The organism is Fontibacillus panacisegetis (assembly GCF_900102215.1).
GTDB classification, from domain to species: domain Bacteria; phylum Bacillota; class Bacilli; order Paenibacillales; family Paenibacillaceae; genus Fontibacillus; species Fontibacillus panacisegetis.
Genome location: NZ_FNBG01000001.1, coordinates 285,782 through 306,842 on the forward strand (window position 1 = coordinate 285,782; position 21,061 = coordinate 306,842).

The 21,061-nt window shown below is 43.8% G+C and carries 18 protein-coding genes; 4 read left to right on the top strand and 14 right to left on the bottom strand.

Translation table 11 applies throughout. The features are described 5' to 3' along the window. Positions 1 to 129: 129 nt before the first annotated feature. Positions 130 to 1,881 carry an ABC transporter ATP-binding protein gene (locus BLS49_RS01315; RefSeq protein ID WP_091226059.1) on the bottom strand — a complete coding sequence of 584 codons (1,752 nt, stop codon included), beginning with the start codon at positions 1,879 to 1,881 and terminating at the stop codon, positions 130 to 132. A 217-nt stretch (positions 1,882 to 2,098) separates the two neighbouring features. Here BLS49_RS01315 and BLS49_RS01320 point away from each other — a divergent pair, with 217 nt between their 5' ends. Continuing rightward, the gene (locus BLS49_RS01320) at positions 2,099 to 2,608 is read left to right on the top strand and encodes an ADP-heptose synthase (RefSeq protein WP_091226061.1); all 510 of its coding nucleotides are present in this window, start codon (positions 2,099 to 2,101) and stop codon (positions 2,606 to 2,608) included. Positions 2,609 to 2,666: 58 nt separating this feature from the next. On the opposite strand, the gene BLS49_RS01325 is transcribed toward BLS49_RS01320, so the two are convergent. Continuing rightward, entirely contained in the window at positions 2,667 to 2,963 is a 297-nt protein-coding gene (locus BLS49_RS01325) for a HesB/YadR/YfhF family protein (protein ID WP_091226062.1), read from the bottom strand. Between the two features lie 462 nt (positions 2,964 to 3,425). Between BLS49_RS01325 and BLS49_RS01330 the strand changes: the two genes are divergently transcribed. Together BLS49_RS01330 and BLS49_RS01335 are read left to right on the top strand one after the other, a co-directional pair. After that, positions 3,426 to 5,180, top strand: a complete 1,755-nt coding sequence (locus BLS49_RS01330) for an ABC transporter ATP-binding protein (protein WP_091226064.1) — start codon at positions 3,426 to 3,428, stop codon at positions 5,178 to 5,180. Between the two features lie 2 nt (positions 5,181 to 5,182). After that, positions 5,183 to 7,264 carry an ABC transporter ATP-binding protein gene (locus BLS49_RS01335; RefSeq protein ID WP_091226066.1) on the top strand — a complete coding sequence of 694 codons (2,082 nt, stop codon included), beginning with the start codon at positions 5,183 to 5,185 and terminating at the stop codon, positions 7,262 to 7,264. An 80-nt stretch (positions 7,265 to 7,344) separates the two neighbouring features. Here the strand turns inward: BLS49_RS01335 and BLS49_RS01340 are convergent, their stop codons facing one another. Genes BLS49_RS01340 through BLS49_RS01350 form a run of 3 tightly spaced genes read right to left on the bottom strand, consistent with a single transcriptional unit; the run spans position 7,345 to position 9,804 of the window. Further along, entirely contained in the window at positions 7,345 to 8,247 is a 903-nt protein-coding gene (locus BLS49_RS01340) for an S-layer homology domain-containing protein (protein ID WP_175471267.1), read from the bottom strand. 48 nt (positions 8,248 to 8,295) lie between these two features. After that, entirely contained in the window at positions 8,296 to 8,760 is a 465-nt protein-coding gene (locus BLS49_RS01345) for a hypothetical protein (protein WP_091226067.1), read from the bottom strand. A gap of 3 nt (positions 8,761 to 8,763) precedes the next feature. Further along, positions 8,764 to 9,804 (bottom strand): CobW family GTP-binding protein, encoded by a 1,041-nt coding sequence (locus tag BLS49_RS01350; RefSeq protein ID WP_091226069.1) that lies wholly within the window; start codon positions 9,802 to 9,804, stop codon positions 8,764 to 8,766. 149 nt (positions 9,805 to 9,953) lie between these two features. Between BLS49_RS01350 and BLS49_RS01355 the strand changes: the two genes are divergently transcribed. Next, the gene (locus tag BLS49_RS01355; protein WP_091226071.1) at positions 9,954 to 10,466 is read left to right on the top strand and encodes a MogA/MoaB family molybdenum cofactor biosynthesis protein; all 513 of its coding nucleotides are present in this window, start codon (positions 9,954 to 9,956) and stop codon (positions 10,464 to 10,466) included. A gap of 77 nt (positions 10,467 to 10,543) precedes the next feature. Here the strand turns inward: BLS49_RS01355 and BLS49_RS01360 are convergent, their stop codons facing one another. The 9 genes from BLS49_RS01360 to miaB form a co-directional block, all read right to left on the bottom strand. Beyond that, positions 10,544 to 11,089, bottom strand: a complete 546-nt coding sequence (locus BLS49_RS01360; protein ID WP_091226073.1) for a hypothetical protein — start codon at positions 11,087 to 11,089, stop codon at positions 10,544 to 10,546. A gap of 91 nt (positions 11,090 to 11,180) precedes the next feature. Continuing rightward, on the bottom strand, positions 11,181 to 12,176 hold the full coding sequence (locus BLS49_RS01365) for an acrylyl-CoA reductase family protein (protein WP_091226442.1): 996 nt from the start codon (positions 12,174 to 12,176) through the stop codon (positions 11,181 to 11,183). Between the two features lie 81 nt (positions 12,177 to 12,257). Further along, a complete protein-coding gene (locus BLS49_RS01370) occupies positions 12,258 to 14,564 on the bottom strand; it encodes a thiamine pyrophosphate-dependent enzyme (RefSeq protein ID WP_091226074.1) in 2,307 nt (768 codons plus the stop codon). Between the two features lie 27 nt (positions 14,565 to 14,591). Next, entirely contained in the window at positions 14,592 to 15,599 is a 1,008-nt protein-coding gene (locus tag BLS49_RS01375; RefSeq protein ID WP_091226076.1) for a 2-oxoacid:acceptor oxidoreductase family protein, read from the bottom strand. 345 nt (positions 15,600 to 15,944) lie between these two features. Continuing rightward, complete coding sequence (locus BLS49_RS01380) at positions 15,945 to 17,411, bottom strand: nicotinate phosphoribosyltransferase (protein WP_091226078.1); 1,467 nt, start codon at positions 17,409 to 17,411, stop codon at positions 15,945 to 15,947. Positions 17,412 to 17,539: 128 nt separating this feature from the next. Continuing rightward, positions 17,540 to 18,319 (bottom strand): NUDIX domain-containing protein, encoded by a 780-nt coding sequence (locus tag BLS49_RS01385; RefSeq protein WP_091226444.1) that lies wholly within the window; start codon positions 18,317 to 18,319, stop codon positions 17,540 to 17,542. A 95-nt stretch (positions 18,320 to 18,414) separates the two neighbouring features. Next, positions 18,415 to 18,831 (bottom strand): PaaI family thioesterase, encoded by a 417-nt coding sequence (locus tag BLS49_RS01390; protein ID WP_091226079.1) that lies wholly within the window; start codon positions 18,829 to 18,831, stop codon positions 18,415 to 18,417. A 139-nt stretch (positions 18,832 to 18,970) separates the two neighbouring features. After that, positions 18,971 to 19,432, bottom strand: a complete 462-nt coding sequence (locus BLS49_RS01395) for a YlbF/YmcA family competence regulator (RefSeq protein ID WP_091226081.1) — start codon at positions 19,430 to 19,432, stop codon at positions 18,971 to 18,973. Positions 19,433 to 19,444: 12 nt separating this feature from the next. Further along, positions 19,445 to 20,998, bottom strand: a complete 1,554-nt coding sequence (miaB, locus tag BLS49_RS01400; RefSeq protein WP_091226082.1) for a tRNA (N6-isopentenyl adenosine(37)-C2)-methylthiotransferase MiaB — start codon at positions 20,996 to 20,998, stop codon at positions 19,445 to 19,447. Positions 20,999 to 21,061: the final 63 nt, after the last annotated feature.

A 21,061-nucleotide genomic window follows, 5' to 3' on the forward strand; every position in this document is an offset into this window, starting at 1 on the left:
ATTGCCAATGTCAAACTTTCACTTTTTCGCAAAAAAATAATATGCTCTATTCAGCATCCCGTTACTTGTGTATTGGGATCTTCGTCCTTTCATCCTCTTATAATCCCGGTTTCTTTCTCCCAATCTTCTCTACACATTCAAATTCTGAATATTATAAAGCTGAGAATATACTCCATCTTCTATTTGCATCAGCTCTTCGTGGGTTCCACGCTCTGCGATCATGCCGTTTTTCATTACAATAATGAGATCCGCATGGGTAATCGTTGACAGACGATGAGCTACGATCAGAGTCGTACGGCTCTGTGACAAATGCTGCAGCGACTGCTGAATGAGATGCTCGGACTCTAAATCAAGCGCCGAAGTCGCTTCATCAAGAATAAGGACTGATGGGTCCTTCAAAAAAACACGTGCGATAGCGATCCGCTGCTTTTGTCCACCGGACAGCTTGACGCCTCTCTCCCCAACTTCTGTATCATAGCCCTGCGGCAAGCTCAAAATAAACTCATGAGCATTGGCCGCTTGTGCCGCAGCAATCACTTCATCTACACTCGCATCCGGTTTTCCGAAAAGTATGTTATCCTGCACACTGCCGCTGAACAGAAAATTGTCCTGCAACACCATACCGACTTGATTTCTCAGACTCTCCATCGTCCAATCCCGTACGTCCTTACCTCCGACAATAAGCGTTCCTTTCTGAATATCATAAAATCTAGGAATAAGTCCTACCAGCGACGATTTCCCTCCGCCGCTCATACCAACAAAAGCAACGGTTTGTCCCGAGCTAACCTGTAGAGAGATATCTTTTAGCACCCAATCACCTTGCTCCGAATATTTGAACCATACATCCTTGAACTCAATACCATGCTTGCCAGGCGACATAATCGCCGCATCCCTGGCGTCGGTCATGTCATAAGGCTCTTCAAGCAGCTCCTGTACCCGTTCCCAAGACGCAGAAGCCTGAGTCAGAATAGTAGATGAGTTAATGAGACGTTTTAACGGGGCATACAATCGATCCAAGTATCCAAAGAAGGCAACAAAGGTCCCCAGCGTAAGATTCCCCTTGATCACCTCATAGCCGCCATACCCGAGAACAAGCAATGGTGCAATATCCGTCAAAGTGTTAATCACAGCAAAAGTCCAAGCATTCCACCTACTATGTGCTAGAGCCTTGTCCAGATAGCGACCATTAATTCCTTGAAACCGCCGACCTTCATGACGCTCCAAGGCAAAGCTGCGAATCACGGAAATCCCCTGAATTCTTTCATGCAAATAAGCCTGAATCCCCGCGAGCGCAGCGGAACGATCCTTCGTCAGCTTTTTTAAACGTTTGTATAAAATTTTCACTGCCAGAGCATACAGCGGAAAAATCGAAATCGCAACAAGTGTAAGCAGCGGGTTCAAATAGAACATAAAACCCAGCACAAACACTAGCGTGAATGTATCAAGCCATACATTCATCATACCGACTTCCACGATATTTTTGGTCTGCTCTGCGTCATTAATAAAGCGAGAGATTACTTCTCCCACCTTCGTATTCTGATAGTATTTCAGCGATAAGCGCTGCAAGTGACTGTAGAGCTTGTTCCGCAGATCAAACAAAATTCTAGCAGTAATTAACTGGGCAAAATATTGCCGCGCATATTCAATCGGCCCTCTAATGATAACGAACAGTACGAAGCAAATGCCGAGCAGAACTATTAAATGTGATATTTTGTCGCTAACGATAAGAGTCTGATTCAGCAAAATATCATCTACTACGTATTTTTGCACCAGCGGCAAAAGTGATGGAATACCAAATTTAACCATCCCGATCGCCAGAGTTAAAAGAATCCATTTCGTATAAGGCTTTACAAATTTAAAATAAGCTTTCCAGTGTCTCAATATGTGTGCACTTCCTTAATTATAATCATCTGTACAGCAGGCTCTCGGCATATTCATCCAATCGATTAGCGATTAAGGTCAGCATATCCCACAATCATCCCCCCACTTCTTATCTACTAATTCATTTTCCGGCCCAATGCTGTATTTGTAAACACAATAATGATATACTCCTTATTATCACGCTACTGCCAGAATGTGTCATACTAGGAGGATAACCATGTCACGACGTTTTGTCATAGAAGCCGTGATGGTGGCGATTTATGGTGAATTGCTGGTGCCATCAGCACCTGTAGAATATATTGTACCTTATAAAACCGTCATGGAGCTTTATGAATTTCAGGGCAGCCCGGAGCCGATCATGAGCGATCCGGCTGACAACCAGCATGTAGTAAATAAAATTGCTGAATTAATATCTTATCTTGAAGAGCCTCTTAACCGGAAAAAGCTTGAACGCGCCTTGAATGTTCCGTGGTCCAAGAGCCCATCTATCTTACTGGGAAAGGCAGTTACTCTGACTGTAGTCAACTCCTTGGATAATGAGCTGTATGGTGAATTTCTTGATCCCATCGAGACCGAAATGGTACTAATCTCAAAGCGGGAGAACGCTCCTGTTCTGACGGATCAGCTTGAATTCATACAACGAATCATTGAAGCTGAAATTCCTATTCAAGTTTTCGATATTGGTGATTTTGAATTCGCACTGGATGATAGCATTTTTTTACAGTAACTAATTGAAATAAGGCCCGAAACCGGGCCTTTTTGTGTTGAAATCATTTTGTATTATTTTACTCTGCGACCACTTCATAAGTATAAACAATATCGCCATCCTTATCATCATAGCTAACGTTAAGACGATATCCGTCTAAATACCACAGGTCCCGATCTTCCATGTAAAATGTAATGCCTTGAGCCACCGAGGAAGCTCCCGGTGATACAGGTTCTTCAACCTCTATACCAAGAGAGAATCCTGGATGTATATGCCCGCCAGCACTATATCGTGCAAAAAAACGAACCGCCTGGCCTTCCTTTAAACCAAGCTCGCTAATGAACCAATCGGCTGCTTCTTTTGTAATCTCAATCATCTGAATTCCCCCCTGTCTTCTCTATATTGTAGTCTAATCCATCAGGAATGCAAAAAAATAAATTGACACCTGTATAATTACAATGATAAAATCGTCAACATACGAGATCAATTTTGAATTAATTACCAATCAGAAAGGGTGAGAACTGGTGTTCAATAACATTCATATTACAACTCCTGTATATCATTATACGGGCTACACACAATCGAATACCGAAGTAACCCCTACAGGTTTGGATGGAGCTAACAGCTGACCCATCCCGTTTCAGCTCTTTATGACGGGAATCGGCGTCACTTTATTCATCTCGCGGCGGTTACTTGAGCTCAAGTAGCGTACGCGTTATATGTTAAGGACTCTAAGACATATCGTTTACGGACGATATGTCTTTTTTGCGATTTCTGGCACCTGTAGAGGTTATTTTTAGGTACAATTTGGATTTAGAGATAAGGAGGAAACCCCGTAATGTTCTCAGTACTAAAAAAGTTAGGATGGTTTTTTCACAGAGAAAAAAGACGTTATGTCATCGGCGTGTTCTTATTGATCCTCTGTGGGGTTTTAGAACTCGCTCCACCACGTCTTCTCGGCAGCGCCATCGACGACATTGTAAGCGGGTCAATCACCTGGCCATCACTCACGAAATATATTTTGCTAATTATCGGATTTCTCGCCAGTATTTATCTCGTCACCTACATATGGATGCATAAATTGTTCGGCGCATCCAATCTGGTGGAGCGACTGCTTCGCTCTCGGTTTATGAGCCATTTATTACGAATGACACCACCGTTTTTTGAACGCAACCGGACCGGCGACTTAATGGCACGGGCAACAAATGACCTTCGATCTGTTTCACAAACGGTAGGTTTTGGCATGCTTACACTTACTGATTCCACAGCCTATTTGGCTGTCATTTTTCTCGCTATGAGCACGTTGATTAGCTGGAAGCTTACACTTGCTGCCATCATTCCTCTTCCCTTCATTGCACTTGCGATGAAAATATACGGACGAATCATCCATGAAAGATATACGCTCGCACAGGACGCTTTTGGCGACATGAACGATCAAGTGCTTGAATCCGTAGCTGGAGTTCGTGTCATCCGCGCTTATGTGCAGGAACGAAATGATGAGCAGAGATTCACTGACATTACCAATGATGTGTACAAAAAAAATCTGGCCGTCGCGAAGGTTGACGCATTTTTTGAGCCAACCATTCGTCTTTGCGTCGGGCTAAGCTATGCTATTGGATTAACGTATGGAATCTATCTCGTATTTCATAATGAATTAACCCTGGGCGATCTCGTATCCTTCAACATGTACCTGGGGATGATGATCTGGCCGATGTTTGCCATCGGAGAATTGATCAACATTATGCAGCGCGGAGGAGCTTCACTCGACCGGGTAAACGAAACTTTGGACGTTAATCCTGATGTGCAGGACGTGGCAAATCCAGTAGTCGTTGAAGGACCAAATACAATTGAATTTAAAGATGTAACGTTCAAATACCCTACCTCGACTATCAACAATCTGGAGCACATCGATGTAAGTATCCGCCGAGGAGAAACACTTGGCGTTGTCGGAAGAACAGGAAGCGGTAAATCGACGCTTCTAAAGCAATTGCTTCATGAGTACCCTACTGGAAGTGGAGACATAAAAATATCTGACGTTCCTATTGAGAACATCTCGCTAAATCAATTGCATGGATGGATTGGATACGTCCCTCAGGAGCAAATTTTATTCTCCAAAACCGTTCGGCAAAATATACAATTCGGCTTGCAGGATGCTTCGGACGAGGTCATTATGGATGCGATCCGTACTGCCGCATTTGATCAAGACCTTGGCACTCTGTCAGACGGACTGGATACGCTTGTTGGTGAAAAAGGCGTCGCCCTCTCCGGTGGCCAGAAGCAGCGTGTTTCACTAGCCAGAGCTTTTATCGCTGATCCAGACATTCTCATCCTTGATGACGCATTGTCTGCAGTAGACGCACGGACAGAATCAAGAATAATTAACAATATCCGTACCCAACGCTCCAGTAAGACGACGCTCATTTCAACTCACAGACTCTCTGCAGTGGAACATGCGGACTGGATTATCGTATTGGAAAAAGGATGTATCATCGAACAAGGCACACACGAAACCCTGCTTGAATCAGGCGGTTGGTATCGTGAACAATATGAACGTCAGCAGGTAGAATCCGGACTGACAGATGAGGAGGTGTAATCGTGCACACTCACACAGGTAAATCATTATTCAAATATGCCCTAACGGCTAAAAAAACGTTTATTCTAGCTCTGGTCATGCTGGCTATCGGTGTGGCTGCCGAGCTGGCTGGTCCATTTATTGCCAGATCTATGATCGATGATCATATGCTTGCAATCGAGAAGCCTTACTATGAAACTACGTCAACCGGTAAAGAGGTAGTATCCTTTGATGGGCGCACATTTAAACGTAGCGATCGATTCTCTGATGGCGAAGCCATTGTAAAAGAGGTTCGGTTACTACAGGTAGGTAAGTCTTTTATTTTCGTAGATAGTCCGGTTACTAATGTTTCTGGTGATCGTAGCTTTAAAGATGGAGTTTTGACCCTAAATCAGAAGGGTGTCATCACGGAATATCCAGCTAAAAAGCTTAGCGCTACAGAATTGTTTGCATTTTACAAACCTGAGGTTCCAGGTATTTTGAAGCTGGTTGGCTGGTATTTTGTCTTTTTAGCTATTTCAATCGTTATGGAGTTCGGAAAGACATATTGGCTGCAATCTTCTGCCAACAAGGTTATACAGAAGCTGCGAATGGATGTGTATGCTCACATTCAACGCCTTCCTGTTCATTTCTTTGACAACCTGCCTGCAGGCAAGGTCGTATCTCGCGTTACCAACGATACGGAAGCCGTTAAAGACTTGTTCATTGCCGTTCTTGCTAACTTTTTCTCGGGTATCATTAATATGCTGGGTGTTTTTGTTGCCCTGTTCATTCTTGACTATAGACTCGGCCTGATCTGTCTGTTTATCGTTCCGATTATATGGTTCTGGGTGGTGTTGTACCGCAAATTTGCTACGAAGTACAACACAGTGATCCGTTCCAGACTCAGTGAGATTAACGCGATGATTAACGAATCCATCCAAGGGATGTCGATCATCCGAATCTTCCGTCGTGAAAAACAGACAACAGAAGAATTTGAAAATCTGAATGACGATTATATGAAGCACCAGAACAAAATGCTGAATTTGAATGCCTTCACCTCTCATAATCTGGTGAATGTACTTCGCAGCCTCTCATTTGCTGTTGTTTTATGGTACTTTGGTTCAGCTCAATTGAGCGGTGCAGGCATTATTTCACTCGGCGTGCTTTATGCCTTTGTTGACGTACTGGGAAGATTGTTCCAGCCCATTACAGGCATGGTGAACCAGCTAGCTGCCCTGGATTCCTCCATGGTATCTGCAGGACGGGTGTTCTCCCTGATGGATGAGCCAGGTGAAGAGGTTACAGACGGTTCTATGCCGCGATACAAAGGTAACGTGGAATTTAACGACGTATCCTTTGCATACAAACGTGATTATGTGCTGAAAAACATTTCCTTTGAGGCGAAGCAAGGGCAAACTGTTGCGCTGGTTGGGCATACCGGATCAGGTAAAAGCTCGATTATCAATTTGCTGTTCCGTTTCTATGATCCGCAAAAAGGTTGTATTACGATAGATGGCCAGCCGGTCCAAGACTTGCCGAAACAGTGGATTCGCCAGCATATGGGTATCGTTCTGCAGGACCCTTATCTGTTCACTGGTACGATCGCATCCAATGTCAGCCTTGGAGATAAACGTATCTCTCGCGAAATGATCGAGAAATCACTGGAGGATGTTGGAGCGATGAAAATTTTGTCCCATCTTCCCAAGGGGCTGGATGAGCCGGTTGTGGAAAAAGGCAGCACACTTTCGGCTGGAGAACGCCAGCTCATCTCGTTCGCTCGTGCGCTCGCCTTCGACCCTGCTATTCTTATTCTGGATGAGGCGACCGCTAATATAGATACCGAGACAGAAGCTTTGATTCAGTCCGCGCTTGAGGTATTGAAAAAAGGTCGAACGACATTTATCATCGCGCACCGTCTCTCCACTATTCGCAGCGCAGACCAAATCCTTGTTCTGCATAAAGGCGAAATCGTCGAACGCGGTACACACGATGAACTGCTTGCACTAGGCGGACGATATTATCAAATGTATCGTCTACAGGTTGGAACTGCCGAAGCCCCAGGAAATAACGTTCCAGTTGGAGCAGCTGCAAATGGCTCGGCTACACCGATACTAGGGGCATAATTTCTTCAAAACCACCAACCAAAAAGAACCTTCAAATTCCACTCTGAGTGGGATTGAAGGTTCTTTCTATAATATACCGACTAATTTAGCAGCAGTTCAATCTGTACCTTATATTCACTTGAAATATAAGTTTCTGTCTTGGTATCCGTTATCACTTGAGCATAGTCATGACCTGCTTCAGGCGATAGCAGCTCATAGTATACGATAGCCGTTCCCTGCTTTGTGAACTCCACCTTGGCAACTCTTATCCCATATCCAGGATTAGGCTGATTTGGTCGCGTCAGTATCACTTTATTAATATCATCGTTCACTTTCTCAACATTATACGTTACCGTGTCCTTAATAGGTTTAACCTCATTCTGGCTATCGTTGTACTTATTAACATACTCGACAGCATTATAAATCATTCGGGTTGCTTCCATACGTGTAATACTATTTTTAGGATAGAAATTGTTTTTGCTATCCAGCGTAGCTATTTTCATGAGCAATAAATTTTGAATACTGCCGGAATATAGAGCTGTACCCTGATCTCCATCAGCTACTTCAATGTACATCTTAATGAGCGGATAGTTTCCCGTTGTATTTATCGCTTGGCGCAAAATATAGGCGAATTCTTCTCTCGTTAATTCACCGTTCACCGTAAAATTCTCTGGAAGCTCAATCCCATTCTCTTCGGCAATACGTAATGAAGTAGCGTACCATTGAGATTGGCCAGTATATTTCAAATTCGTCTTAACTTGTCCCTTCAAACCCAATGCCTGTACAATTAAATGCACGCCTTGTGCACCTGTGAGCTTGCCTTTAGGTGCAAACTTATCTTTGGTCACGCCTTGAATCCATCCCTTATGTTGCATTGATTGTACAATTTCAGCATCCTGTCCATTCACATCACTAAATGCTGAAGCAGCAGCAGGCATTATCAGAGAAGATACTAAAACAATCCCTGCAGCCATTTTCACCATTTTCTTTTGATTGTTTCTCATTAAGATCACCTCAATCCCATAGACGGGACAGCTATAAAGAATGTTGCATCATTCTTCCATATTATCATTAGGGTCGACACCGTGGAGAAGCTGCTCATTATATTGCTGTAGTCTGGAATACAATTTCTCTGCACGAGTGCTGAAATCCTTCAACTCTTTAATCATCGCTGTTCTTCCATCTGAAGTAAATGAATCATGAATGTTTACCTTAAAATAATCATGTACGATATAATTCCGTTGCTTCCAGATCCCTGTGAGCTCTGACATCTCCTCATCTGAAAAAGAAAAATGCTGCTGAATCTCTTTAACGAGTTGACCTAACGAGTTCCCAAGCTTTCTGCGAAAATTTTCAGTGAACTTCTCTTCAGAATAAACATCTTCCTTACATAGTTTCATAGTCATGATCAGATTAGCGAGAAGCTGCTCCAATGCTTGAGAATAATATACGGCAAGTCCGAAATAAGTAAACAATTCCTTAGACTGCTGATTATCCGGCATCGCATTATTGACCATGGATTATTGTCCCCCGCTTTTTTCCATTACTTTCAGCTTGTCCGCAATAGCTGCCTGATCAAAATGTTCTCCAATAAATACGGCGACATCGGGAACATCACCTTGTGGAGTAATTTTCAAATAATCTGCCTCTCTGTATGCATATTGGAACAAGAAACGGCTGGCGGTATCAGAAAAATGCAAAATTCCTTTACCACGATAGATTTCCCGCGGGAGCTCCGAGATGAACTGCTCAAATTCCACACTATCAATCGGCCCCTTAAAATAATGCGTATACACTGTTACATGGTCATGCGAATGATGCGTGTGCTCATGATGATCATGTCCAGCGTGTTCATGCGTATGGGCAACATCTGTACAGCCCTCTTTTCCGCAACCACATGAATCAAGATGCTCATGAATAGCTTGAGCTTCTTGATGATTACGACCAGCATGGTTATCCAGCAATTGCTCCAGGTTCACATTACATTTGACCGCTGGAATCATGCTGGCATAAGGATTCAGCTTAGCCAGCAGTTGCTTCATTTCTTCCTGTTTGTTGTCATCAATACGATCCACTTTATTTAAAATAAGCTGGGAGCCACAACGAATTTGATCAATCATCAATCTATAGGTTTTCCCTTGCTGCGATTCATACAACTCTGCCAGATGGGCAGCATCAACAATTGTAATCATAGGCTTAATATCCAGCTTCATATATAGAGAGGATTCAGTCACCGCATCAAAAATCTCCATCGGATTCGCCGCACCGGTAGCTTCAATTACAACAAGATCAGGTTTTTCCTGAGCAATCAGTTCATACAGCTGAGTGCTTAAATCACTGCGAATCGTGCAACAAATACATCCGCCTAGCATCTCAGCCATCGGAACTTCATCCTGCACTAACAGACCATCTAAATTAACATCACCGATCTCATTCATCACAACAGCGGGACGAAGTCCATGGTCTTTCCAAAATGTCAATAAATGACCAAGCAATGTTGTTTTTCCGCTACCCAAAAAGCCTGATAAAATATATATAGGAGTTGCTTTATCACTATTCATTCTTGTCCAAATCCTCCGTATTCATCTATGTTCTTCTATATATCAGCTTACCACTATCAAGCAAATCAAGCGACCCAAGCTACGAAAGAAAAAATGAATTTATGGTAAAATAGAAGCTGGTCGACAGACCGGAAAGGATACGAAACATTATGAGATCAGTTGATGAACACCGAATTGAAGCGCCGGATCATGTAGCTTGCATGGTCGTTACCGTATCGGACACACGTACCAAAGAAAATGATGAGAGCGGCAAGTTGATGATTCAATTGCTTGAAGCTGACGGATACCGAGTAGTGAAGTATGAAATTGTCCGCGATGAATATGACGGAATACGTCAGCTCCTGCAGGAAGCAGCATCCAGCCCCGAAGTTGAGGCCATTCTTCTTACCGGAGGTACTGGTATAGCTCCACGAGACACTACTTACGAAGCTGTAAGCAGCATGCTGAATAAGCAACTGCCGGGTTTTGGCGAAATATTTCGTTATTTAAGCTACACCGAGGATATTGGAGCTGCAGCTATTCTAAGCCGCGCTATTGCAGGAACGATCGGGGATCTTGCCGTATTTTCGATGCCGGGCTCTAAAGGAGCTGTTAAACTTGCAATGGAAAAAATAATCATCCCCGAGCTAAAGCATGTCATGCGTGAAATATATAAAAAATAATTGCAGCAACGCAAAACACCCTCACATTTCAAAGTGATGCGCTAGTGTGCACGATGAAATCGAGGGTATTTTTATGCTTATGGAGCAATGTGATTTGAAACGTTCGACAGCACACTTTTGAAAACTTCCTTAATCTCTTTGCTGTATTTACTTTGCTTAACTCCGCTAGAGGAATAGACAAGCGCCGTATTATTTTTAGTCGAAATAACGTTTGCTTCTCCAGCTTTTGAATATATGTTAATTCCTTGCCCATCACCAGTACCGTACACTGCAGCCATTTTTCTAATCCGTTCTTCCTCATTAGGAAATACGTTCACAATTAGAAAATGACGTGCATCGCCGTTAATAAAATAGCTATAGCTAATATTTCCGTCCAAGCCTTCGGCATATGTCTCATGAGTAAGTCTAATGCCACGCTTTGAGCACTCCGCCTTCAATGTTTGAAGCAATGCTGTATTCAGTGTAGTTCCCTGCATCCGCTGACGAAGACTTCCTTCCTTAAACGTCTTCATATTGATCTTGTTGACTTCTTCCTTCGTCATTTTCTGCATACCCTTATAAGTGCAGCCAGTCGTCAGTGATAGCAACAGGACGGCACTAACACCCCAAATCCACCGTTTCATAAGCAATCCCATCCTTTATCCAAGGTTTGTCCAAGGTTCGCAAATTGTAATGGAGATAGGTTGTGTTAACGCCGCCCATTTTATACCATATTTATTTTAGTGAAATGACACTTCTTCCAACCGCTTTCCCCTCAAGAATTTGACCCAATAGTTCTGGCAATTGATCCAAATCATACTCCTGAATCATTTGCGATAACGCAGATTCCGGTTTCCATTCTCCAGCAAGCCGCTGCCAAAGCTTAAGTCTTAAATTGTTCGGGCAAAATACAGAGTCGATCCCAAGCAGGTTAACCCCTCTCAAAATATACGGATATACCGAAGTCTCTACCCCGCCGCCTGCGGTTAGTCCAGACAAAGCTACAGAACCACCGTACCGAACGCTTTTAACAACCTGTGAAGTGAATGACCCGCCGACTGGATCAACAACAGCCGCCCACAGCTCTTTACCAAGCACACCTTTGGTCTCTCCTGCAGCTTCTTCTCGGGTAATCACCTTTTGCGCGCCGAGAGCTGTCAATTTCTCAGAAACACCAGTCTTTCCTGTTACAGCAATCACTTCATACCCAAGCCTGCTCAAAATCGATACAGCCATACTTCCGACTCCGCCAGTTGCTCCGCCAACCAGAACAGGACCCTGCTCAGGCGTTAATCCATTCGCCAGCAAACGTTCTACTGACAAAGCCGCTGTAAAACCAGCTGTACCAATCGCCATAGCTTCCTTTAGTGTCAAGCCATCAGGTAATGGAACAAGCCACTCAGAAGGAACCCTGGCTATTTCCGCATAACCACCCTCATGACTCACACCCAGACCATAACCAGTGCAAAGCACAAGATCATCTTTTTTAAATCGGGCATCACTTGATTCAATAACCTCACCAGCCAGATCTATCCCAGGTATAAACGGATACTTCCTGACAATTTTCCCTTCGGGTGTGCTGGCCAACCCATCTTTATAATTCACGCCTGAATAGCAAACTTCAACGGTTACATCCCCATCCGGTAAATCTGATAAGCTGATTCTCTCAACACCCGATCGAAAACCATGTTCATCCTTATGCACACGAAAAGCTTTAAACTGTTCCCCCAACTGTACCACTATTATGCGCCTCCTTATAAATAGGAATAACTCGCAGAATGCTGCGAGTTATTTATACCATGACAGTCTAACTTAAAGATAAGGGTGTTCGTGTTTGGCTTGCAGTGCCTGCCAACGCCGTTCCACTTCTCTTTCGAACTCTTTAAGGGCAGGTTCATTCTCCTGTTTTGTTAAATGCCGTGTTTTGCCCATCGTCTTTAACCAGTCTGACAGAGGAATGCGCTTATTCTTCTCATCAGGGTTGTAAGTAATCGTCGTTTGGCCATGCTCTACCTCATATAGAGGGAAGAAGCAGGAGTTAACAGCAGCATCAACGATATTTGTGCCTTCATCATCAGGGCTGATCCAGTTAAGCGGACACGCTATCAAAATTTTACCGTAAACAAGCCCTTCATTTTGAGCGTACCATTGAGCCTTCGCCGCCTTCTTCACCAAATCCTGAGGATAAGCCTCACTACCTGTAAATACGTAAGGGATGTTGGTTGCCGCCATAATTTGCGCAGTGTCCTTATGATGGAATACCTTTCCCTTTTGCACCGAGCCAATATTAGACGTTGAAGTCCGATGACCCAGAGGAGTCGAATAGGATAACTGCGCACCTGTATTCATATAGCCTTCATTATCGTATTCTACAATAATCATGCGATGATTGCGAAGCGCTGCTCCGATAGCTGGTCCCATACCGATGTCCATTCCGCCGTCACCAGTGACCATAACGAATGTAAAATCATCCTGCAGACCGAGCTCATCAAGCTCTCCTCTACGCTTGCGTTCCCAGAACATTTCTACTACACCGGACAAAGTCGCCGCTCCATTCTGGAACAGATTGTGGATGTAGGTTGCTTTATGTGAGGAATATGGATAACCCGTTGTCACGACCATCGCGCAGCCCGTATGGAACAATGCAACGATATCGCCCTCAATACCCTTGAAGAACAATTCCAATCCTGAGAAAATACCGCAGCCCGGACAAGCACCGTGTCCTGGTGCGATCCGTTTCGGTTTCTTAGTCAAAGCACGAAGCGGTGGAATACGAACTCCGAGCTTGCCTGTCTCTTCATTTTTAGTAACGGTAATCAGTCCGGTTTTCAAATCTTCAAATCTAAGTGGTTGCAGTACACGTTTTGGAGCTTTTTCCGGATTACCAGGAGTATGTCCATAATAATCAAAAGGAACCTCCACTTTGTTCAGCTTTGCAGCTTCAACAGCAAGCGAGAACAAATGATGACCGTCTTCCGCGTAAAATTCCTTACCGCCAAGACCGTAAATACGGCTGACTACTTTTGTACTCTGATTACCATAGGTGAACAGCGCTGCCTTTATCTCATTCACCATATTGCCGCCATGAGCTCCGTAAGAGTCTGCGCGATCACCTACTGTTATTGCTTTTACATTTTTCAGAACTTCTGCAATTTGTTTCTGAGGAAACGGACGAATCATGTTTGGAGCAATGGAGCCCGCCTTAATGCCTTGGCGACGTAAGTCGTCCACGACGTCCTTAATAATTTCAGAAGCAGAGTTCATCAGGAATACCGCAACTTCTGCATCCTCCATACGATACATATCCAGCATTTTGTACTCACGTCCTGTAAGTACGGCGTATTCATCAGCGATGCGTTCGAACACCTTTTCAGCGTTGTACATCGCTTGAGATTGTTGATAACAGTTATTGATATAATCGGGCTCGTTCATATATGGACCAACGGTAATCGGGTTGTTACGATCCAGCGTATGAGCAAATCCTGCTGGTGGACGTTCACCAATAAATTTCTGTACATCCTCACGGTTTGCAAAAGTATGCACCCGACGCTTTTGATGAGAAGTAAAATATCCGTCAGATGCAACCAGAACAGGCAATCTCACTTCCGGATCTTCAGCAAGCTTAATCGCTATAATGTTCATATCATACACAGCCTGCGGATCACGACACATCAGGATCGGCCAGCCTGTATTTAATGCAAAATAAAGATCAGAATGGTCGCCATGAATGTTTAATGGACCTGATACCGAGCGACAGACCAAGTTCATGACCATCGGAAATCTAGTTCCCGATTGAACAGGCATTTGCTCCAGCATATACATGTAACCGTTCGCACTTGTCGCGTTGAATACGCGGCCTCCTGCCGTTGATGCGCCATAACAAATACCTGCCGAGCTATGCTCGCCGTCAGAAGGAATCAGCTTGATGTCATGCTGTCCGTTTGCTTTCATTAAATCGAGAAACTGTGCAACTTCAGTAGATGGGGAAATCGGAAAATAACCCATAATATGATAATTAATTTGATGAGCTGCATAGGCAGCCATCTCATTACCTGATTCATAGACGATGCGTTCCTCAACCTTGGCTGTATTTTTTTCTTTTTCCAAATTTATCGCCACTTGAGAGTACCACCCTTCTTCATTGAATTAGTGAATCACCAAATCGAACAGATGAGGAACTCGATGCTCTTCAGCATAGCCGTCTTCTTCACGTTCATTAGACAACGAGTCTGTCGGGCAAGCATGCACGCATTTCAGACAGCCTTTGCAATATTGATAATCGATCCCTTTAAGAAACATCTGTGGACGACCCTTTTTGTCCGAACGCTCTTCCCAAACGAAGCAATTGTCTGGACAGACAGAATCGCATTGTGCACAGTGAATACATGTCTCTTCCTTGAAATGAGGCATCATGCCGGAGCGAGAAATGCTAAGATCCTTCAAAATACTATTTCCCGGATTAACGACCAAACCGCCAATCGGTTGAGTCTCATATCCTAACACAGGCGTATCGGCTCTAACAAATGAAGGCATGCTAACACCTTCTGGAAGAACAAAGGTTTGAAACTCTACTTCATTGTAGCCCCTATCAAATGTGGCAAGCGCAGGAGCAACAGTCTGAGGATATTTCTTCTCTAGCGACTTGCGAATAACCGTCTTCATCGTCTCAGGATCAAGGAAAGGACAAAGACGGAACATAGCACCAAGCATAGCCATATTGACACGGTTCTTCTCATCAAGTGCAATTCCCGTAGCGTCTACTACTGCTATAGTACCTCCAATTAGCTTCATCTTCTCCTTCAATTCTTCCGGCGACTTACGAGAGTTCACCAATACTGTACTATCCTCATAAATTCCACTGATTACGTTAACTGTCTTAGCCAAGGCTTCTTGAAAAATGCCGACAATATGCGGGCGTTCTACGGGTGACGTATCACGAATAGGTGTATTCAAATCACAAAAACGAATATGAGCCTTTACTGCTGATCCCTTTTTCTCTGAACCGTATGATGAAAAGCTAACTCCATTAAGTCCAGCGCCCTCCACTCCGGCTTCTGCCAGCATCTTGCCTGCAAGGTTAGCGCCCAGTCCTCCAATTGATTCCAAGCGAATTTCAAAAAATCCCAGATCGTTTAGCTTCGGTAATTTAACCACGCGTTTGACTCCCTTCTTCGCATTTGCGAGATCATAACGACGTTAAAAATATCATATAAAAAATAACTCAATTAATTTTTAAATTTACCATAGTTGTAGTGTGACGAATGTAACAAAAGTCATATGGACAATCTCATTTTGACAATATTACTTAAGATGTCATGAATTTATTCGAAAACAGAAAGATTCCTAACTATGTAAGGTATTTTTGCTTGCAAATCTTTGTCGAAGAAAAGAGCTTGACTTTGCCAAAATTATCGTAATTTGCGCTTTCCCGAGAAATAATTAAAGGCTGACCCTTCGCCAAAATCATGGCACAGGGTCAGCCTTGTTAAATCAATTTATTCAGAAGGAGAATTCTTCGTCGTGTTGTCCGAGATGCTCCTCAATCATTTTTTGCTTCAATTCCCAAGCCTCCTGGCTCAAGCTCACACGATAAATTTCCGGGTTCAGCTTACGCAAATACTCCGGCCAGAACAAATTTAGCTGTTCTTGATGGTACGCACGAATTTGATCCAAAGTTGGAAGATCATAAACCAATTCTCCATCTATAAAAATCGGCCGCTGCATCGAAATGGCCTCATAGTCCTTGACTGATTTTTTAATATACGGATGAACCGGATCGAACAAGCGAAGCTTGCCACCGTTTCTTGCCTGCTGTTCATGAGGAAAACAGATGTAGTCAGCAATTGCCTTCCCGTTCTCCTTGCTGATAATTCGAAGTACATCCTTTTTACCTGGCGAGGTTACTTTCTCAGGATTGCCTGAGATTTTGATAGTCGGTTCCATCTTGCCTTCACGTTCTCGCTCGACCATTTTGTACACTCCACCAAGAGCTGGCTGATCAGCCGCAGTAATGAGCTGGGTACCTACTCCCCAAATATCGATGCGTGCACCCTGCGCTTTCAGATTAAAGATCGTATTCTCATCCAAATCATTAGAAGCAACGATCTTCACATAGGATAACCCTGCCTCATCCAGCATATTGCGAGCTTGAATGGATAAGTAAGCCAGGTCACCACTGTCCAGACGAATGCTGGCCATTTTTATACCCTGAGCTTCAAGCATTTTAGCCGTTTTTATTGCATTCGGCACACCGCTCTCCAGCGTATCAAATGTATCCACTAACAAAGATACTCCATCTGGCAAAGCCTTGGCATATGTCTCAAACGCTTCAAGCTCAGAGTCAAAAATTTGTACCCAGGAGTGGGCGTGCGTTCCTTTTGTAGGAATGTCAAAAATTTCACCCGCCAATAGGTTAGAAGTAGCATCGAATCCAGAAATATAAGCAGCGCGAGCTCCCCAAACAGCCGCATCTGCCTCCTGAGCACGTCTGGTTCCGAACTCAAGCAATACATCTTGGGAGGCGACTCGTTTGACCCGGGATGCTTTTGTCGCAATCAAGGTCTGGAAATTCATAAAATTAAGTAACGCCGTCTCCACTAATTGGGTCTCCATAATCGTACCCTCAACCCGAACCAATGGCTCATTAGGAAAACAAAGCGCCCCCTCTGCCAAGGAGTGCAGGTTGCCGTTAAATCGAAAGTTCCGAAGCAGCTCCAGAAACTTTGGATCATAATTTTCTTCCTGCTTGGCCAAATAACTGAGATCCTTCTCAGTAAAGCGCAAATTAGTAAGGTAAGCCACAATACGTTCCAGTCCTGCAAACACAGCATATCCGTTGCCAAACGGCAGCTTTCGGAAATATGCCTCGAATACAACTTTACGCTGATGTGTACCGTTAATCCAATGTGCATAGATCATGTTGATCTGATACTTATCTGTATGTAGCGCTAAATTTGCACTATCCATGGTGTCTCATCCTCTCTGGCTGTCCTGTAACAGATGGGGCAGCAATATTTGATACATAGCAGTTACATTCGCACCAAGGCTACCATTTAACTCCTACGGTATATATGTATTGCTCAGCAGTTGTCACACTAGGTGTAAATAGATAATTGCGGTGTAAAATCCGTAAATCGATACAGTTGAGCCGGACGCTGTGAATATTGGTTAGATAGCATAGGCTTGCCATTCTCGTCTCGCACTTCTTCAAGTATGCCTTGACGACTACGCGTTGATGTAATTTTACGGATAAAATTCAGTTCAGCAAAATCGGGAACCACCGTCTGGATCACTTGATACAACTCACCGAGCGTAAAATGAGGAGGCAAAAACTGCTTCGCAATCGTCGTATGCAGCATTTGCTGTTGAATTCTTAGGTAGGCATCAGCCAGAATTTCCCTGTGGTCAAACGCGAGATCCAGCTCCTCCAGAGCTTCCTTCACAGTAAACAAGCCGACTTCCTGGGCATCGTCAGCAGATTGCCGTTTCTCCAGCACCCATTCTTCTACGAGAGCGAAAAAAGCATGAGAGATAATCCAGCCACGCGGATCTCGGCCAGGTTTGCTATAAACACCAAGATACTCTAGATGATTCCCGTCTACTCCTGTCTCTTCCTTAAGCTCTCTTCGCGCAGTTTCAAATAGAGACTCATCCTCTTGAGAGAACCCCCCAGGCAGTGCCCAAGCTCCAGCAAAAGGCCAGCTTCTCCGACGGATCAACATTACTTTAAGGTCAAAACGGGGCAGCGATTTTGTTGATGCTTTACGCTCTTGACGAGTTAGTGTAAACATAACAATATCGGCAGGAATACCGTCCGGTGTTCGGTATTTCTTTCCTTCATTCCCTCGGCTATCCATTTCTTGTTCTTTGCTCATCACAATCACCACATCAGTCATATGATAACGTCAATCTTCTATATATGAAGATAACGTTTCCGTTTATTTCATCACATTAACAATTAATGTGATAATCATTTGGTAGTATTGACATTCGGGGCACGGGGCAAGCGGAAAGTCGCCGTCGCAATACAAGCAAGAACACCTTCACTATTGTGCACCTCTGCGCGAAGCGTCATGGTACGGTGTGTCTCATGCAGTGGATAGGCTGTAGCAATTAACTCCCCTTCAACCATTGCGCTTAGAAAGTTGACATTCAGATGTGTAGTTACGCCCAGACGTCCATTTTTCACTTGAGCTACCATCGTTCCCATCGCTTGGTCCATCATCGCGGACAATACCCCACCATGTACAATACCCTTTGAATTCAAATGCGATTTTCCTGCTGTTACTCCAATCTCAACCTTGCTGTCGTCAGCGGAAATCAGACGCATTCCTAACATACCCCAAAATGAACCTTCTTCTTTCTTCATGATGTCTGACCAATCCATGAATCGTTACCCTCCTGTATAAGTATCCAGAGCCATCAAAGCATGCTCTATATATTGTCACTTCCGTTACGGTGTCGATTCAAAGCAATCGATGAATAAAAAGGTGCGGAAGATAGCCTCCGCACCGACTTCATAGTAATTACTCGCCGTAGCCAGAAGTTACTGCCGGCTCGTTACCTGTCTCAACATTTACTTTATCGGAGACAGTATCCCGAATCACCGAAACGACTAGCTGCAATAAATAATTGATATCGCTCTGGCTTTGCTGGAATTCCGTAACAAGCGGTATACCATCGAGCTCATCTTGCAGCTCATCGATTTCGCGTTCAATCTTATCCACCATATTTTTATTCTGGAAGCTCTCGAACGCTACAATTTCTTTTTGCTTCTTCTTGATGGCGCTAATCAAAGCTTGAATTCGCTCATGGTTCTTAATGAGCTTCTCTGCCTTTTGAAATTGCACGACCTCTTCACTGGTACCGATTAATTCAGCGAGTTCTTTCGCCTTCTTAATAATATCTTCGCGAATAACAAGATCACGGGAATCGTATTTAGGTATACCACAATCCGTATGATCCTGGTGTTGATGCTGTTCTCCCAAGGTTTTACCCCCTTATATGCATTCCTTTATTGGCTCAGATACGATATTCCCCTTGATATACCAGGTCATCGGATCAGTTATTTCTATTTGAACGAATGTTCCAATCAAATCCTTTGAGCCTTCAAAGTGAACCAGCTTGTTACTGCGAGTCCGGCCCGACAGCACGTTAGCGTTATTTTTGCTTTCACCTTCAACCAGCACCTCAACTATTTTGCCGCGCATTGCTTCATTACCTATTCGACTCTGTTCATTAATCAAAGCGTTTAGCCGTTGAAGGCGCTCTTTCTTCACTTCCATCGGTACATTGTCTTCCATTGCTGCCGCTGGAGTGCCTTCACGCGGAGAGTAGACGAAGGTATATGCGAAGTCATACCCTACCTCTCTAACTAATGACAAGGTATCTTCGAATTGCTCCTCAGTTTCTCCAGGGAAACCTACGATAATGTCTGTAGTTAAGACTACATCAGGGATTGCTATCTTGATTTTTCTAACCAGCTCAAGATAATGCTCACGAGAATATTTACGGCTCATTCGTTTTAGAATTTCACTGCTACCGGATTGAACTGGCAGATGAATATGTTCAACCAGGTTGCCACCTTTAGCCAGCACTTCGATGAGACGGTCATCGAAATCACGTGGATGCGAAGTTGTAAAACGAATACGCGGGATATCAATTTTATGAATATCATCCATCAAGTCGCCAAGAGTATAATTCATGTCGGTAAAATCCTTACCGTATGCATTAACGTTCTGGCCAAGAAGTGTAATCTCCTTAAATCCTTGACGAGCTAATTCCCTCACTTCAGCAATAACATCCTCCGGACGACGACTGCGTTCCTTACCGCGAGTAAAAGGTACGATGCAGTAAGTACAGAATTTATCACAACCGTACATAATGTTAACCCAAGCACGCATACCTTCACGCTTCTTAGGCAGGTTCTCGATAATGTCGCCTTCCTTGGACCATACTTCCACAACCATTTCCTTGCTGAACAAAGCTTCCTGAATCAAACGCGGCAGACGATGGATATTGTGAGTACCGAAGATCATGTCAACAAACCCATGCTTCTGTAAAATCCGGTTCACAACCCCTTCTTCCTGTGACATACAACCGCAAACACCAAGCAGCAAATCCGGTTTTTCAGTTTTAAGGCCCTTCAAATGGCCCAGCTCACCAAACACTTTATCCTCTGCATTCTCACGAATAGCACAAGTATTAAGCAGGATAATGTCTGCTTCCTTACGATCTTCGGTAGCCCGATATCCCATTTGCTCCAGCATGCCTTTTATCGTTTCCGAATCATGCTCATTCATTTGGCAACCAAAAGTATATACAATATAATGTTTGCCTACGCCGATATGCTGCAATTCCTCAGGAATCGCGTTTTCATATAGTACTTGAATGTCCTCTTTACCACGCTGTTTCTCTATACGATGATTCGGTTCGGAAAGAATCTGTATTTCGCGTCCACGAATTCTGATCTTTTTCCCCCGCTCGTCCTCCGAAATGACTTTTGCATCTGAGAAGTCAAAATACTTGGAGTAATCCTTAGTTTCCTTAGCCACGATGTCGGCTCACTCCCTTTATCAATCTATCTGATTCCAACCGGATCAAATTAAGTCGTAAAA